The organism is Acuticoccus kalidii, assembly GCF_021556395.1.
Taxonomy (GTDB): domain Bacteria; phylum Pseudomonadota; class Alphaproteobacteria; order Rhizobiales; family Amorphaceae; genus Acuticoccus; species Acuticoccus kalidii.
Map to the genome: position 1 here is coordinate 43,991 of NZ_JAKGCS010000018.1, position 16,010 is coordinate 60,000.

General features: G+C 66.0%; 12 protein-coding genes (1 of these 12 cut by a window edge). 10 read left to right on the forward strand and 2 right to left on the reverse strand.

The genetic code is table 11. The features are described 5' to 3' along the window. Nucleotides 1–75 precede the first annotated feature (75 nt). From L1787_RS12255 to L1787_RS12265, 3 genes are all read left to right on the forward strand, one after another. Nucleotides 76–627 carry a MarR family winged helix-turn-helix transcriptional regulator gene (locus L1787_RS12255; RefSeq protein WP_439648287.1) on the forward strand — a complete coding sequence of 184 codons (552 nt, stop codon included), beginning with the start codon at nucleotides 76–78 and terminating at the stop codon, nucleotides 625–627. Then, nucleotides 628–1,545, forward strand: a complete 918-nt coding sequence (locus L1787_RS26060) for a DMT family transporter (protein ID WP_235709153.1) — start codon at nucleotides 628–630, stop codon at nucleotides 1,543–1,545. A gap of 89 nt (nucleotides 1,546–1,634) precedes the next feature. Continuing rightward, nucleotides 1,635–2,816: a pyridoxal phosphate-dependent aminotransferase gene (locus tag L1787_RS12265; protein ID WP_235709154.1), complete on the forward strand. Its 1,182-nt coding sequence runs from the start codon at nucleotides 1,635–1,637 to the stop codon at nucleotides 2,814–2,816. Here L1787_RS12265 and ubiG read toward each other — a convergent pair whose 3' ends face one another. After that, on the reverse strand, nucleotides 2,817–3,554 hold the full coding sequence (gene ubiG / locus L1787_RS12270) for a bifunctional 2-polyprenyl-6-hydroxyphenol methylase/3-demethylubiquinol 3-O-methyltransferase UbiG (protein ID WP_235709155.1): 738 nt from the start codon (nucleotides 3,552–3,554) through the stop codon (nucleotides 2,817–2,819). An 80-nt stretch (nucleotides 3,555–3,634) separates the two neighbouring features. Here ubiG and L1787_RS12275 point away from each other — a divergent pair, with 80 nt between their 5' ends. The 7 genes from L1787_RS12275 (at nucleotide 3,635) to L1787_RS12305 (ending at nucleotide 14,391) form a co-directional block, all read left to right on the forward strand. Then, complete coding sequence (locus L1787_RS12275) at nucleotides 3,635–4,873, forward strand: aspartate kinase (protein WP_235709156.1); 1,239 nt, start codon at nucleotides 3,635–3,637, stop codon at nucleotides 4,871–4,873. Nucleotides 4,874–4,998: 125 nt separating this feature from the next. After that, nucleotides 4,999–7,263 (forward strand): phosphoenolpyruvate--protein phosphotransferase, encoded by a 2,265-nt coding sequence (gene ptsP, locus L1787_RS12280; RefSeq protein ID WP_235709157.1) that lies wholly within the window; start codon nucleotides 4,999–5,001, stop codon nucleotides 7,261–7,263. An 8-nt stretch (nucleotides 7,264–7,271) separates the two neighbouring features. Beyond that, nucleotides 7,272–8,333: a peptide chain release factor 1 gene (prfA, locus tag L1787_RS12285; RefSeq protein ID WP_439648288.1), complete on the forward strand. Its 1,062-nt coding sequence runs from the start codon at nucleotides 7,272–7,274 to the stop codon at nucleotides 8,331–8,333. Continuing rightward, on the forward strand, nucleotides 8,326–9,213 hold the full coding sequence (gene prmC / locus L1787_RS12290; protein WP_235709158.1) for a peptide chain release factor N(5)-glutamine methyltransferase: 888 nt from the start codon (nucleotides 8,326–8,328) through the stop codon (nucleotides 9,211–9,213). Before prfA ends, prmC begins: the two co-directional genes overlap by 8 nt. A 395-nt stretch (nucleotides 9,214–9,608) precedes the next feature. Next, complete coding sequence (locus L1787_RS26065; RefSeq protein ID WP_369415091.1) at nucleotides 9,609–10,322, forward strand: DUF4167 domain-containing protein; 714 nt, start codon at nucleotides 9,609–9,611, stop codon at nucleotides 10,320–10,322. A 482-nt stretch (nucleotides 10,323–10,804) separates the two neighbouring features. Then, nucleotides 10,805–13,408, forward strand: a complete 2,604-nt coding sequence (gene clpB, locus L1787_RS12300) for an ATP-dependent chaperone ClpB (protein ID WP_235709159.1) — start codon at nucleotides 10,805–10,807, stop codon at nucleotides 13,406–13,408. A gap of 173 nt (nucleotides 13,409–13,581) precedes the next feature. Then, nucleotides 13,582–14,391, forward strand: a complete 810-nt coding sequence (locus tag L1787_RS12305) for a class I SAM-dependent methyltransferase (RefSeq protein ID WP_235709160.1) — start codon at nucleotides 13,582–13,584, stop codon at nucleotides 14,389–14,391. A gap of 81 nt (nucleotides 14,392–14,472) precedes the next feature. On the opposite strand, the gene L1787_RS26070 is transcribed toward L1787_RS12305, so the two are convergent. Next, a protein-coding gene (locus L1787_RS26070) for a M23 family metallopeptidase (protein ID WP_235709161.1) crosses the window boundary here: on the reverse strand, nucleotides 14,473–16,010 show its 3' portion. The gene runs 379 nt beyond the window's last position; only the last 1,538 of its 1,917 coding nucleotides appear in the window; its start codon lies off the right edge, out of view; the stop codon is at nucleotides 14,473–14,475.

Here is a 16,010-nt window from a genome sequence, read left to right on the forward strand (position 1 = left end):
TTCATGGCTCTATGCGGGGGATGCGACGCCCCGTGTTCGGCTTGCGGTCATCGTTCGCGGCACGTATTGAGGCATATGGCTTTGTCATGCCCGCCGCGATCTTCCCGAGCCGGAGCGAGCGGGCGCACAGAGGTCCCGATGCCGTTCGATTACGCCAAGACCGCGACCTACCGCCTCGCGCAGGCGGCGAAGGCGCAGCGTGCCCGGTCGGGTGCGCATTTGTCAGCGCTCGGCCTCCATCCGGGCCAGGAAGTCGTCCTCAAGGCGCTCGCCCGCACGGACGGTCAAACGATGAGCGAGCTCGCCGCCGAACTCGGCGTGCAGCCGCCGACGGTGACGAAGATGGTCACACGGCTCGCCGCTTACGGGTTTCTCGTCCGGCAGACCTCGACCACCGACGGGCGTCTGGCGCGCGTGTTCCTCACCGATCCGGGCCGCGCCCTCCTCAACGATATCGACAAGACCTGGAAGCGCCTCGAAAAAGAAGCGCTGACCGGCTTCGACGACAAGGATCGAAAACGGCTCCGGCGGCTTTTACGAAAGATGGAGAAAAATCTTCTCGCCGCCCAGGGCTCTGCCAAGCATCGCGACGACGAGGACGACGACGCCGAGGACGCGACTGCCTAAGTGCCCCTTTTAGCCCCCGCCAACACCGAAGCGGGTGCCGCGATCCGCGGCATCCTCCTCATGACCTTCGCCGCCGCGATGTTCTCGTGTCTCGATACGGCGGCGAAATATCTCAACCAGACGATGGAATCGGTCGATATCGTCTGGCTGCGCTACGCCTTCCACGTTCTCATTCTCGCGCTTTATTTCCGCGTCTGGCGCAATCTGCGGCCGTTCCGCACCCAGCATGTGTTCTGGCACATTCTGCGCGGCCTCTGCCTTCTCGGCGCGACCTTCTTCAATTTTTGGGCGCTTCGCTATCTCCAGCTCGCCGAGACGAGCGCCATCATGTTCGCCGGACCGTTGGTCGTCACCGCGCTCGCGGGGCCACTGCTCGGCGAGCAGGTCGGCATCCGGCGCTGGATCGCGGTCGGGATCGGCTTTATCGGGGTCCTCATCGTGACGCGTCCCGGCACCGGCGCGATGCACTGGGCGGCCGGCCTCTCCGGCATCGGGATGCTGTGCTACGCGTCCTATTCGCTGCTGACGCGGCGGATGCACCGGACCGAATCGCAGGAGAGCCTGATGATGCTCTCCGCCCTCGTCGGCATGGTGCTCCTCGTTCCCTATTCCGGCCATGCACTGATGGACCTGTCGGGTTGGGCGTGGGGCATCGCCGTCCTGATGGGCATTTTCGGCGCGATCGGGCACGGGGCGATGGTCGTCGCCCACCGGGTGGCGAGCGCGTCGCTGCTCGCGCCGTTCATCTACACTCAGATGGTCTGGATGATCACCTTCGGCTACGTCATCTTCGACGACACGCCGGACCTTTGGACCATCGTCGGAACCTTGGTCATCGCCGGCGCGGGTCTTTACATCCTTCACCGCGAGCGGGTGCGCGGCCAGCACGTCACCGTGCGCGACCCGGCCGTCCAGTAGGGATCCGATCCCGCACGAAACGCCGACACCCGATAGTCATCTGCGGCGCGCTTCGCTAAGACGCGCGCCGTAGGGAGGAGAATCTCAACATGCTACACACCGTCAGCGGCTTCGACCGCATCGGCGAGGAGAACGCCTTCGCCGTGCTCGCGAAGGCCAACAAGCTCGCCGAACAAGGGCGCGACATCATCAATCTCGGCATCGGCCAGCCGGATTTTCCGACGCCCGACCATATCGTCGAGGCGGCCGTGAAGGCGCTGCGCGACGGTCACCATGGCTATACGCCCGCGACCGGCATCACCCCGCTGCGCGAGGCGATCGCCAACGACATCCAGATGCGCACCGGCGTCGCGACGGATGCGGGCAACGTCCTCGTCGTTCCCGGCGGCAAGGTGACGATGTATCTCGCGATCGTCATGTTCGGTGAGCCCGGCGTCGAGATCATCTATCCAGACCCCGGCTTCCCGATCTATCGCTCGATGATCGAGTTCACCGGCGCGACCCCGGTTCCGCTGCCGATCCGTGAGGAAAACGGCTTCGCCTTCTCGCCGGACGATCTCGAGGGCCTTCTCTCCGACAAGACGCGGCTCGTCATCATCAACTCGCCGGCGAACCCCACCGGCGGCGTGACCCCGCCCGAAGACGTTGCGAAGCTCGCCAAGATCCTCGCGAACCGGCCCGACATCGCGGTGATGTCGGACGAGATTTACGGCCGCATGACCTATGACGGGCTGCAGCACGTCTCGCTCGGCTCCTTCCCCGAGCTTCGCGACCAGCTCATCCTCCTCGACGGCTTCTCGAAGACCTATGCGATGACGGGCTGGCGCCTCGGCTGGTCGCTCTGGCCGGACGCTCTGTTCGACAAGGCGCGCAAGCTCGCGGTGAATGCCTGGTCCTGCGTCAACGCGTCGGCCCAATATGCCGGGATCGCCGCCCTCACCGGGCCGCAGGATGCGTCCGAGGCGATGGTCGCCGCCTTCGACGATCGCCGCAAGGCGGTGGTGGAGGCGCTGAACGCGCTGCCGGGGGTGAGCTGCGCGACGCCCAAGGGCGCCTTCTACGCGTTCCCCAACATCAAGGAGACCGGCTGGAAGGCGAAGCCCCTCGCCGACAAGCTCCTCCAGGAGACCGGCGTCGCGCTAATCGGCGGGCCGGACTTCGGCATTCTCGGCGAAGGTTATGTCCGCGTCTCCTATGCGGCCGCGAAGGACCGCATTCTGGAGGCGATGGAGCGGATGGACGACTTCCTCAGGAAGAGCGAGGCCGCCTGATCAGGCGAGCGGACGGACGCCGGTGATCATGTAATTGACCTCGGCGTCCTTCCCGATCGACCACTCGTCGCGCAGCGGATTGTAGGCGACGCCCACAACGTCGCGCGGCGACAGGCCGTTCGAGGTGAAGGCCGCTTCGAGCTCGGCCGGGCGCACGAATTTGGAAAATTCGTGCGTTCCGCGCGGCAACCACCGCAAAACATATTCCGCCGCCACGATCGCGAGCGCGAGCGCCTTCGGCGTCCGATTCAGCGTCGCGAACACCGTGAGGCCGCCGGGGCGCACCATCGTGGCGCACGCCGCGACGAAGGCATTCACATCGGCCACGTGCTCGACGATCTCCATCGCGAGCACCACGTCGAACGTCTCCCTCGCCTCCGCGAGCGCCTCGGCGGTGGTGTTGCGATAATCGACATCGACGCCGGAATGCTCGGCATGGCGCCGCGCGACCTCGATGTTCGTGGCGGCGGCATCCGCGCCGACGATCTCGGCGCCCATACGCGACAGCGGCTCGGACAGGAGCCCCGCACCGCAGCCGATATCGAGGATCCTGAGCCCCGCGAGCGGCGCTTCGCCGCGCGGATCGCGCTCGAAATGGCGACTGATGGTCTGCCGGAGGAAGGTGAGCCGCACCGGATTGAACTTGTGGAGCGGCTTCATCTTGCCGTTCGGATTCCACCATTCGGCGGCGAGACGGTCGAATTTCTCGACTTCGGCGGCATCGACGGTCGTTGTCATGAAAGGCCTTGGTTGTTCAAACGCGGTTCACCTGCTAGCTAGCGGCCCCGGACCGCTCCGCAAAGTTTGACTTACACTCCATGTCCCGCATTGTAATGAAATTCGGCGGCACTTCCGTCGCCGACGTCGACCGTATCCGCAACGTCGCCGCCCATGTGGCGCGCGAGGTGAAAGCTGGAAACGAGGTTGCCGTGGTCGTTTCGGCGATGGCGGGGGAGACCAACCGTCTCGTGGCGCTCTGCCGCGAAGCCGCGCCGCTCCACGATGCGCGTGAATATGACGCTGTCGTTTCCTCCGGCGAGAATGTCACCTCCGGCCTCCTCGCGATCGTCCTGCAGACGATGGGGATCGAGGCCCGCTCCTGGCAGGGCTGGCAGATCCCGATGCGCACCAACGAGGCCCACGGCGCCGCCCGCATCGCCGACATTGACGGCAGCCAGATTATCGAGCGGTTCGGCCGCGGCCAAGTCGCCGTGATCGCCGGCTTCCAGGGCCTGTCGCCGCTCAACCGAATTTCGACGCTCGGCCGGGGTGGGTCCGACACGACCGCCGTCGCCCTCGCCGCCGCGCTGAAGGCCGACCGCTGCGACATCTACACCGATGTCGACGGCGTCTACACGACCGATCCGCGGATCGTGAAATCGGCCCGCCGCCTGCCGCAAATCTCCCACGAGGAGATGCTCGAAATGGCCTCGCTCGGCGCGAAGGTCCTCCATGTGCGCTCGGTCGAGCTCGCGATGCTCTACGAAGTGCCGCTCATGGTGTGCTCCAGCTTCGCCGATCCCGCCGTCACCCCGCCCGGGACGCTGATCACCGGGGAGAATATCGACATGGAAGCAGAAACAGTCACGTCCATCGCCTACTCGCGCGACGAAGCCCAGGTGACCCTTCGCGATGTGCCCGACGCGCCCGGCGTCGCGCACCGCGTGTTCGGTCCGCTCGCCGATGCGAACATCAATGTCGACATGATCGTCCAGAACATCTCCGACGACGGCTCGACGACCGACATCACCTTCACCGTCCCGCAGTCCGAGTTCGACCGCGCGATGGCGACGCTCGAGGAGCAGCGGGAGACGATCCGCTTCGCCAAGCTCCTCGGCGACACGGACGTCGTGAAGGTGTCGGTGATCGGCGTCGGCATGCGCTCGCACGCCGGTGTGGCGGCGACCGCCTTCAAGGCGCTCGGCGAGCGGTCGATCAACATTCGTGCCATCACGACATCGGAAATCAAAATCTCGGTGTTGATCGATTCCGCCTACACCGAGCTTGCCGTCCGAACGCTTCACTCCGTCTATGGCCTCGACAAGGTCGCGCACTAATTTCAGCATAGAGGCAATTCACGGTAACGGTGGTGGCGGCGACGAGTATTCTCCATTTTTAGGATGCGCGCGCCGCCTCATTATGGTTGAAAGACCTCGAACGACCCGTGGTTGTAGGAGGGCCGATGCGCGATACGCTTGCCGGGCCAAGGCAGCTTATCAAGCAGCTGCACGCGGTTATGGCCGCGCCGCTCGAAGCTCAGGAGAGGCTGGACCGTATCGTCCGCATCATCGCGGACAATATGGTTGCCGAAGTGTCTTCGCTCTACATTCTGCGCGAAGACGGCATCCTTGAACTCTATGCCACGCACGGCCTCAATCCGTCGGCCGTGCACCGAGCCGGGCTGCGCGTCGGCCAAGGCCTCGTCGGCCGCGTCGCGAAGACCGCTCAGCCGCTCAACATCACCAATCCCCGCTCCCATCCGGGCTTTGCCTATCTGCCGGAGACGGGTGAGGATGAGTACAACACCTTCCTCGGCGTGCCGGTGCTACGCGCCGGCCGGATGCTCGGCGTCCTCACGGTCCAGAACCGCGCGCCGAAGCGCTACGACAACGAAGAAGTCGAGGCGTTGCAGACCACGGCGATGGTGATCGCCGAGATCGCCGGCACCGGCGACCTCGAGAAGATCCCGCAATCGACCGCCGCGCTCGATATCAGCCGGCAGCTTCACGTGGCCGGCGTCTCGCTGGTCGAGGGCGTGGGCCTCGGCCGCGCCGTGCTGCACGAGCCGCGCGTCGTCGTCACCCGCCTGTTGAACGACGATGTCGAGCATGAGCTGAACCGTCTCGAAACCGCGCTCGACAAGATCCGCGGCAACCTCGTCGCCCACCTCTCGCGCGACGAGGTGAAGGGCGACGGCGCGCCGCGGGACGTGCTCGAGGCCTTCTTGATGATCGCGCAGGATCGCGGCTGGGCTCGCAAGATGGCCGACGTCGTGCGCTCCGGCCTCACGGCCGAAGCCGCCGTCGAGCGCGTCCAGTCGGACAATCGCGCCCGCCTCTTGCGGTCGACCGACCGTCTGGTCCGCGAGCGGCTCCACGATCTCGACGATCTTGCCAACCGGCTCCTGCGCGAATTGATGGGTCGCTCGCCGACCTCGCTCGCGCAGATCACCGGCGATGCCATCATCGTCGCCCGCTCGATGGGCGCGGCCGAACTCCTCGACTATGAGCGCACCCGCATTCGCGGTCTCGTGATGGAGGAAGGCACGCCCGCCTCCCACGTCACGCTGATCGCCCGCGCGCTCGGCATTCCGACGATCGGCCAGGCCGCCGGCGTCACGTCGATGGTGGAATCGGGCGAAGCGATCATCATCGACGCCGACGGGGGCGACGTTCATATCCGCCCCTCCCCCGACGTCGAGAACGTGTTCGCGGAGAAGGTCCGCTTCCGGGCACGCAAGCAGGCGCAATATCGCCGCCTCAGGCATCTGCCGGCGACGACGCGGGACGGGCAGGACGTCACCTTGTCGATGAACGCGGGGATGCTCGCCGACATGCCGCATCTCAAGGAGAGCGGCGCGGCCGGCGTCGGCCTCTTCCGCACCGAGGTGCTGTTCATGGTGGCGCCCTCCCTGCCGCGAATGCAGGCGCAGGAGCAGCTCTACCGCCAGATCTACAAGGGCGCCGAAGGGCGGCCGGTCACGTTCCGCTCGCTCGATATCGGGGGCGACAAGATCCTTCCCTATCTGCGCAAGGTGGAGGAGGAGAATCCGGCGATGGGCTGGCGCGCGGTGCGTCTCGGCCTCGACCGGCCGGGCCTGCTGCGCACGCAGATCCGCGCCTTCCTCCTCGCCGCCGCGGGGCAGGAATTGAAACTGATGTTCCCGATGGTGACGACCGTCGCCGAGTATAATGCCGCAAGGGCGCTCGTCGATCGCGAGCGGCGCTTCCTGCACACGCACGGCTATACGCTTCCCGAATCGACCAAGCTCGGGGTGATGCTCGAGACGCCGTCGCTCCTCTTCGAGCTCGAGGAGCTGCTGCAGGTCACCGATTTCGTCTCCGTCGGCACCAACGATCTCTTCCAGTTTGCGATGGCGGCGGACCGCTCGAACGTGCGCGTCGCCGGCCGGTTCGACACGTTGAGTCAATCCTTCGTGCGGATGCTGAAGCGGGTCGCCGATGCGTGCCGGGAGGCCAACGTTCCCGTGACCGTCTGCGGCGATTATGCGAGCCGCCCGCTCGAAGCGCTCTGCCTTCTCGGGCTCGGCTACACGCATCTTTCGATGCCGCCCGCGGCGATCGGGCCGGTCAAGGCCGCCATTCGTGCAACAGACCTGGGACGATTGCGCGCGCGTCTATGGCCAAGGCTTGAACCTGGACGCGGAAACGACGATCTTCGTCATCTTCTTTCGCGATTTGCAGACGCGAACGACATCCCAGTCTAGGAACGAGAATGATGTTGCGTCAGCGGCTCGACGAGGTGGTCGACCGCTTCAACATTCTGGAGCAGCGCATGGCCGCCGGCCCCCAGGCCGACGAATATGTGGAGCTGTCCAGAGAATATGCCGAGCTCGAACCGCTCGTCCGATCCGTCTCGGCCTTACGCCAGGCCGAGAAGGAGCTCGCCGATATCGACGAGCTGTTGAAGGCCGACGACGAGTTGGCCGAGATCGCTGAAGCCGAGCGGCCGGAGGTCGTGAAGACGATCGACCGGCTGGCCGACGAGATCCGGGTCGCCCTCCTGCCGAAGGACGAGGCGGACGCCAAGAGCGCGATCCTCGAAGTCCGTGCCGGGACGGGTGGCCAGGAAGCCGCCCTCTTCGCCGGCGACCTTTTCCGCATGTACGAGCGGTACGCCGCCGAGCAGGGCTGGAAGGTCGAGGTGATGAGCATGTCCGAGGGCGAGGCCGGCGGCTACAAGGAGATCATCGCCGCGGTGCGGGGCACCAACGTGTTCGCGCGGATGAAATTCGAGTCCGGCGTCCACCGCGTGCAGCGTGTGCCGGTCACCGAATCGGGCGGGCGGATCCATACCTCCGCGGCGACCGTCGCAGTGCTGCCGGAGGCCGAGGACGTCGATATCGACATCCCGGCGGCCGACATCCGCATCGACACGATGCGGGCCTCCGGCGCCGGCGGTCAGCACGTCAACACGACCGATTCGGCCGTGCGCATCACCCACTTGCCGACCGGCATCGTCGTGACCTCCTCGGAAAAGTCGCAGCACCAGAACCGTGCGCGCGCGATGGAGGTTCTGCGGGCCCGCCTCTACGACATGATGCGGCAGGAGGCGGACGACGCGCGGGCGGCCGAACGCAAGGGCCAGGTCGGCTCCGGCGACCGGTCGGAGCGCATCCGCACCTACAATTTCCCGCAAGGCCGGGTGACGGATCACCGCATCAACCTGACACTCTACAAACTGAACGAGGTGCTCGCCGGGACGGCGCTCGACGAGGTGGTCGACGCGCTGGCGACCGAGCATCAATCGCGATTGCTGGCAGAGACCGATGGTTGACGATCCCCTCGGCCTCATGAACGACGATGCCGACCTGTCGAGCCTTTATAACGGGGTGAAGCGGGCGTTTCGTGAGGCTGGGATCGCGACACCGGATCTCGATGCACGGCTTCTCGTCACCGAAACGCTCGGCGTTTCGACGGCGCAACTGATCGCCAATCCCCGGATGCGCATTTCGCCGGAACTCGCCGCCGAGCTCGTGACCCATGCGCGCGAGCGAATCGCCGGCCGGTCGATCGGGCGCATTCTCGGCCGCCGGGCCTTCTGGTCGCTGGATTTGCGGATCAATCAATCGACGCTGGAGCCGCGCCCGGAAACCGAAACTGTCGTCGAACTTGCGCTTCAGATGCTACAACCGGTTGAAACCGAGGCCCTGATCGCCGATCTAGGGGTTGGTACGGGCGCGATCCTTTTGTCGATCCTCAGCGAGCGCCTGAACGCGTTCGGCGTCGGGGTCGACATTTCGGAGGATGCCCTTCGAGAGGCGGAACGCAACGCCGAGCGCAACAACCTCGCCGACCGTGCTTTTTTCGTGGTTTCCAATTTCGGCGCGGCGCTCGCGAAGCGGTTCGACGTCGTGGTCTCGAACCCGCCTTATATCGCGACGTCGGTGATCGAGAGCCTCGATCCGATCGTGCGCGACAACGACCCCCGCCTCGCCCTCGATGGCGGTGTGGACGGGCTCGACGCCTACCGGATCGTGTTCGCGCAGGCCGACGAGATGATGTTGCCTACGGGCACTTTGATCGTCGAGATCGATCCAAATGCTCAGGCCGAGGTGATCCGTGAAGCCGAGCGATGTGGCCTTTCGGCTGTGTCGATCGCCACAGATCTCAACGGAGACACGCGCGCCATCGCATTGCGCCGCACGAATGCTTAACGTCGCCATGTTGGAAAAGACGTGACGTGTATGTAATTAAGTCTTGGAATGATGAGCCGGACCCGCTAACGTCCGGCTGTCGGCCGGTGGGTTCTGGTGCATTGAGCACCGTTGATGCCCATCGTGTGCCTGCCCCTCGATTGGGGCACCGTTATCACTGACGCCATGAAGGCGACGATGGGTTTCCCTGTAGCGTGCCCAACTGGGCATCGGCCTACAGCCGTCGTCGACGTGGTTGGGGTGTGGTGCGCTGCATAGGCGGCGCTCCTAAGCGAACTGAGTCGGGCCGTCGATCTGCATTCGTGTCGATCGTGTTGGACGTTGGAAGGGTCTTCACCTTTCTGCGCCAAACAGTCCGCCAGTTTGACGTTGTGTCCCGGACGAGAAACGAGCTGATGAGACCAAACAATCCGAACAAGCGTCTACGTGGCCGCAATCGGAGCAAGAATAGCAATCCGCTTGCTCGCTCATACGAGTCGAACGGCCCAGACGTTAAGATCCGCGGAAGTGCGCTCCAGGTTGCGGACAAGTATGCCCAACTTGCGCGAGACGCCCAGTCCGCCGGTGACCGCGTGATGGCGGAAAATTACTTCCAGCACGCCGAGCACTACTATCGCATCGTCGCGCAAGCGTACGAGCAATCGAACACCCAGCAGCCGCGCGAGCGCCGAGACGACAACGATCGCGGCGGCCGCTACGACGATCGCTTCCGCGGCGAGCAACCGTCCGTCAACGGCTATGACGGTATCGACGACGACGAGGACGACGGCGTACGTCGCACCGTTCGCGCCAACGGCAACAACAACGATCGCAATCTCGACGACGACGATGGCGACGACGACGATGACAACAAGACCGTCCAGGCGACCGTTCAGCCCTCACCGGCTCACAACGGAAACGGCAACGGCGACGGCGACGCGCAATCGGTCGAAACCGCTTCCGAGAGCGACGAGGCGGGCGCCACGGTCGAGCTGAACGCGGCCGAAGCGCCGGCGGAAGACGACGCGAAACCCAAGCGCCGCCCCCGCACGACGCGCCCCCGCACGCGGACCCGGCGCACCGCCGATGCCGACAAGCCGGCAACCGAAACCGCCGAATCGACCAACTGAAGTCGGCGCCGTCCGCCGACTCTATCGGCGCGGCCGACCAGCCTGCCGGCGCGCTACGGCCCGCCGCCTCATAAGAAGAACAGCTCGTCTCCCCTCGTTGGCACCCCGCCGGATCCTTGCGATCCAGGCGGGGTGTTTTCGTGCGTCCGCGTCATGCCGCCCGCGAGACGGACCGCGATCTCGCGCCGTTGCGCACAGTCGCGCGCCATTGCTTTCGTGAAAGCCGGCGCCGTCTTTTAGCGCCCGCTTGCGCACCACCTTCCCTTTTCCGCCCTCGATCGTCCGGGGACCCGCGCGGCGGCGGCCGGCGGCTCCGGCAGAATCGGCACAAAAGGGGCCCAAAGACGTCTTTTCTCCGCCTCCGGGATGCTTATCTTCGTTATGGCGCCGGCCGATAGGCGGCGCCCGCGGTGGCAATCGCACCGCGCCAGCCAAACGCTCTTTCCTCGAGTCTTCGCTGTCGAAAGGGTTCAGGGGGTCATATGGATATCGAAAAATTTTCCGATCGCACGCGCGGATTCATCCAATCGGCGCAAACGAACGCGATCGGAGCGGGCCATCAGCAATTCACACCCGAGCACCTGTTGAAGGTCCTGCTCGACGACAATGAGGGGCTCGCAGCCGGGCTTCTGACATCCGCCGGCGCCGACCCGAAGGCCGCGCTCGCGGGCGTCGAACGCGCGCTCGCCCGCCTTCCGAAGGTCGAAGGCTCCGGGGCGGGCCAGCTCCACCTCACGCCGGCCACGGTGAAGGTGTTGCAGCAGGCCGAGGACCTCGCCAAGAAAGCCGGCGACTCGTTCGTCACCGTCGAGCGCCTCCTCCTCGCACTCGCGAGCGAGAGCTCGTCCGAATCCTTCAAGATCCTGAAAGCGGCCGGCGCGACGCCGCAGGCGCTCGAAACCGCGATCGCGGATCTTCGCAAGGGCCGCACCGCCGACACGGCATCGGCCGAAGGCCAATACGATTCGCTGAAAAAGTACACGCGCGACCTCACCGAGGATGCGCGCGAAGGAAAGCTCGACCCGGTGATCGGCCGCGACGAAGAGATTCGCCGCACGATCCAGGTCCTGTCGCGCCGCACGAAGAACAACCCGATCCTGATCGGTGAGCCGGGCGTCGGTAAGACGGCGATCGCGGAAGGCCTCGCGCTGCGCATCGTCAATGGCGACGTGCCGGAGAGCCTCAAGAACAAGACGCTGTTGTCACTCGACATGGGCGCCCTCATCGCCGGCGCGAAATATCGCGGCGAGTTCGAGGAGCGGCTGAAGAGCGTCCTCAACGAGATCAAGTCGACCGGCAATGTCGTGCTTTTCATCGACGAGGTGCACACCCTCGTCGGCGCCGGCAAGACCGATGGCGCGATGGACGCCTCGAACCTCTTGAAGCCGGCCCTCGCCCGCGGTGAGCTGCACTGCGTCGGCGCGACGACGCTCGACGAATACCGCAAATATGTCGAGAAGGACGCCGCGCTCGCCCGCCGCTTCCAGCCCGTCTTCGTCGACGAGCCGTCGGTGGAGGATACCGTCTCGATCCTGCGCGGCCTCAAGGAGAAGTACGAGCTGCACCACGGCGTGCGTATCACCGACAGCGCGATCGTCGCGGCGGCGAACCTTTCCAACCGCTATATCGCCGACCGTTTCCTGCCCGACAAAGCGATCGACCTCGTCGACGAGGCGGCCTCGCGACTGCGGATGCAGGTCGATTCCAAGCCGGAAGAGCTCGACGAGCTCGACCGCCGCATCGTCCAGCTCAAGATTGAGCGTGAGGCGCTGCGCAAGGAAGACGACGCGGCCTCCCGCGACCGGCTCGAGAAGCTGGAGCGCGAGCTGACCGGGCTCGAGGAGCGCTCGAACGCCCTCACCCAGCGCTGGCGCGCGGAAAAGGACAAGCTCGCCGGCGCGCAGGACGTGAAGGCGAAGCTCGACCAGGCCCGCATCGAACTCGCCAACGCGCAGCGGCAAGGCGATCTCGCCCGCGCCGGTGAACTCGCTTACGGCGTGATCCCGGACCTCGAGCGCCGGATCGCCGAGGCCGAAGGCGGCGAGAGCGACAAAGGCGCTATGGTCGAGGAGGCGGTGACGTCCAACCACGTGGCGCAAGTCGTCTCGCGCTGGACGGGCATCCCGGTCGACAAGATGATGGAAGGCGAGCGCGAGAAGCTCCTGCGCATGGAGGAGGCCCTCGAAAAGCGCGTCGTCGGCCAGGCCGAAGCCGTCCATGCCGTCTCCGCTGCCGTCCGCCGCGCGCGGGCCGGCCTTCAGGATCCGCACCGGCCGATCGGCTCGTTCATGTTCCTCGGCCCGACGGGCGTCGGCAAGACGGAGCTCACCAAGGCGCTCGCGGCCTTCCTTTTCGACGACGACACGGCGATGGTCCGCATCGACATGTCGGAGTACATGGAAAAGCATGCCGTCAGCCGCCTTATCGGCGCGCCTCCGGGCTATGTCGGCTACGAGGAAGGCGGCGCGCTGACCGAGGCCGTCCGCCGCCGCCCCTATCAGGTCGTCCTGTTCGACGAGATCGAGAAGGCGCACCCCGATGTCTTCAACGTGCTCCTTCAGGTGCTCGATGATGGGCGCCTCACCGACGGACAGGGCCGCACGGTGGACTTCCGCAACACGATCATCGTCATGACCTCGAATGTCGGCGCGGAGTTCCTCGCCGCGCAGGGCGAGACCGACGATGTGGAGGCGGTCCGTCCGCAGGTGATGGATCTCGTCCGGGCGACGTTCCGGCCGGAATTCCTCAACCGGCTCGACGAGATCGTCCTCTTCTCGCGCCTGAAGCGCACGCAGATGGCCTCGATCGTGGAGATCCAGCTCGCCCGGCTCCGCCAGCTCCTGACCGATCGCAAGATCACGCTGGAGATGACCGACGGCGCGATCGAGTGGCTCGCCGAGCGCGGTTACGACCCGGTCTATGGCGCGCGCCCGCTGAAGCGCGTGATCCAGAAAGAGGTGCAGGATCCGCTCGCCGAGCGCATCCTGGGCGGCGAAATCATGGACGGCGACACCGTTCGCGTGAGCCCGTCGACCGCGCGTCTGGTGTTCGAGCGGGTGCCCGGCGCGGTCGCCGAAGCCGCCTGATCGGACGCACCCGGCCGAACGAACGAAGCGAGGGGCCGCACGCGGCCCCTTTTTCGTGGCGTGTCACTCATCCTTCGGGTGGCGTGAGAGATTGATTGGCGGCGCCCGATTCCATGCGGGCGCCGCCTCCTCTATCGTGCCGCTCCTCTCCCCGATTCGGCGAAGGCCAATTTATGTCCACCTCCTTCAAGAGCTTCGAGCGCACCGCCTGGACGGAAAAGGCCGCCAACTACGATTCCCTGTTCGCCGACATCACGGCGCAGGCCGTTCCCCCGATCCTGTCGGCCGCCGGGGATCTCGCCGGCAAGGACGTGCTCGACGTGTGCTGCGGGACGGGCGACCTCGCGATCGCGCTCGGCGAGGGAGGCGCCACGGTTTCGGCGGTCGACTTCGTGCTGCCGATGGCGGCGATCGCGCGCGACAAGGCCTCCGATGCGGCGGTCTCCGTCGGCGATGCCGAAAGCCTCGCCTTCGCCGACGCGAGCTTCGATGTCGTCACCTGCGCGTTCGGCCTCTGGCACATGACCGACCCGGCAAAGGCGCTCGCCGAGGCGCGGCGGGTGCTGAAGCCCGGCGGCCTATACATCTACACCGCCTGGGGCCCGGCCGAGGGGTTCGACGTGATGAACATCGTCAACGCGGCGATCAAATCGCATGGGACGATGGACATCGAGCTGCCGCCCTCCCCGCCGCCCTTCCAGTTCAGCGAGGAGGCGAGCGCGCTTCCCCTCCTCACCGAGGCCGGCTTCCGCAATGGCGCGCTCACCCATCACATCGCCGCGAAGACGCATCGCTCCGGCCAGGAGGTGATCGACATCCTCTATCGCGCGATCGTGCGCACGCCGATGCTGATCGACCGGCAGGCCGCGTCCGTGCGCAAGCTGGTGCTGGAATCGATCGCGCAACGGGCCGAGGCGCGCCGCGTCAACGGGGTCTTTCGCCTCGAATGGCCGTTCGCCCTGGGTGTCGCGACCGCCGCCTGACGGCTTCGCCTCGCGAGCGCACGAAAAAGCCCGCCATCTCGGTCCGAGAGGCGGGCTTTTCTCGTGGCGTTCGCCGTGCGCTCAGCGCCGGGCGACATCCATTCGCTGGGCGCCGATCAGCGCGTCGATCCGGTCCCGCTCGGAGCGGAAATTGGCGAGCTGCTCGCCCGTCAACTCGCGGCCGCGGCGCAAGCGGATCTTCAGCGGGTTCACCGGGCGGTTGTTGACGTGCACCTCGAAGTGAAGGTGCGGGCCGGTCGAGAAGCCGGTGGAGCCGACATAGCCGATCACCTCGCCCTGCTTCACCCGCACGCCCGGCTTGATACCCTTGGCGATCCGCGATTGGTGCGCATAGCCGGTCTCGTAACCGTTCTTGTGCCGGATCGCGACCCAGCGGCCATAACCGGCCTTCCAGCCGGCCTGTGTCACGACGCCATCGCCCGCGGCATAGATCTTCGTTCCCCGAGGGGCCGCATAGTCGACACCCTTGTGAAGACGCGTGCGGTGCAGGATCGGATGGCGGCGCATCCCGAAGCCGGAGCGATAGACTCCCCGCTCCATCGGCTTGCGCAGGAGGAACTTGTCGCCCGTCCGGCCGTCCTCGTCATAATAGTCGACGATGCCGTCGCTCGATTTGAAGCGGTAGAAGCGCCGCTCCACCCCGCTCGCGGTGAGCGCGGCATAGAGGATCTCGGAGGGAACGTTCGCCTCCGCCTTCTGGGCGTCTTCGGGCTTCGCCGAATAGAGCACGGTGAGCTGATCGCCCCCCCGCACCCGCGAATTGAAATCGACATCGTTCGCGAAGGTGGAGAGGAGGACGTCGCGCACACGGTCCGGCAGACCGTTGTCGACGGCGGTCTGGTAAAGGCTCTTGTACACCGTGGGCAGGCTGTCGCCCGAGGAAGCGACTTGCGGTTCCTCCACGATCGGCGGCGGCCCCGGCGGCGCTTCGCCGAGGACGAAATTGCCTTCGTCGGTGAGGGCGACCGTCGCGATGTGATTGTCGTCGCCATAGACGGAGAAGCGCAGCGGGCGGCGCTGGGCCTCTTCGCCGGTCTCGTCGAGCTCGAAGGCCATGCGCAGGATCTGCCCCGGCCGCAGCGAGCTGACGCCGACACGCCGCAGCACCTGGCTGATCGCCTCGGTATCCTCCTCACCGACGCCGCTGCCGTTCAGCACCTTCGACAAGGTGTCGCCGGGCTGTACGAGCTCCACGAGGTCGGTATCCTCCTCGTCCGCCTCACCGTCGGCATCCGAGGTTTTCACGAGCTCGGAGACATTCTCCGGCACCACGACGACATTGTTCGGCACGACCGGCGCTTCGACGAAGGCGTCGAGGTCAGGCCGCGACGAGGCGACCATCGGCTCGCCGACTTGCTCTTCCCGAAGCTGGCGCTCGATATCGTCTTCTTCGAGATCGACGGAGCGGTCGACGGGAAGCCCGCCATCGAGCGGCAGGTCCGTCACGCTGACGGTGATCTCGCCGTCGACGGCGCGGTCATAGATCGCGTCGGTCACGCTCTCGGCCGCCGCCTCGCGCGGCGTCTCGAGCTCGCGCGGATTGAAGGTCGGCACATCACCGATCTTCCCGCTGTCGAGCACGAGGCCCGCGTTCATCA

Excerpts from the sequence above, each read along its gene's own strand:
- L1787_RS12255 (WP_439648287.1), top strand. The coding sequence starts at position 76 with ATGGCTTTGTCATGCCCGCCGCGATCTTCCCGAGCCGGAGCGAGCGGG.
- L1787_RS12265 (WP_235709154.1), top strand. The coding sequence starts at position 1,635 with ATGCTACACACCGTCAGCGGCTTCGACCGCATCGGCGAGGAGAACGCC.
- ubiG (WP_235709155.1), bottom strand. The coding sequence starts at position 3,554 with ATGACAACGACCGTCGATGCCGCCGAAGTCGAGAAATTCGACCGTCTC.
- L1787_RS12275 (WP_235709156.1), top strand. The coding sequence starts at position 3,635 with ATGTCCCGCATTGTAATGAAATTCGGCGGCACTTCCGTCGCCGACGTC.
- ptsP (WP_235709157.1), top strand. The coding sequence starts at position 4,999 with ATGCGCGATACGCTTGCCGGGCCAAGGCAGCTTATCAAGCAGCTGCAC.
- prfA (WP_439648288.1), top strand. The coding sequence starts at position 7,272 with ATGATGTTGCGTCAGCGGCTCGACGAGGTGGTCGACCGCTTCAACATT.
- prmC (WP_235709158.1), top strand. The coding sequence starts at position 8,326 with ATGGTTGACGATCCCCTCGGCCTCATGAACGACGATGCCGACCTGTCG.
- L1787_RS26065 (WP_369415091.1), top strand. The coding sequence starts at position 9,609 with ATGAGACCAAACAATCCGAACAAGCGTCTACGTGGCCGCAATCGGAGC.
- clpB (WP_235709159.1), top strand. The coding sequence starts at position 10,805 with ATGGATATCGAAAAATTTTCCGATCGCACGCGCGGATTCATCCAATCG.
- L1787_RS12305 (WP_235709160.1), top strand. The coding sequence starts at position 13,582 with ATGTCCACCTCCTTCAAGAGCTTCGAGCGCACCGCCTGGACGGAAAAG.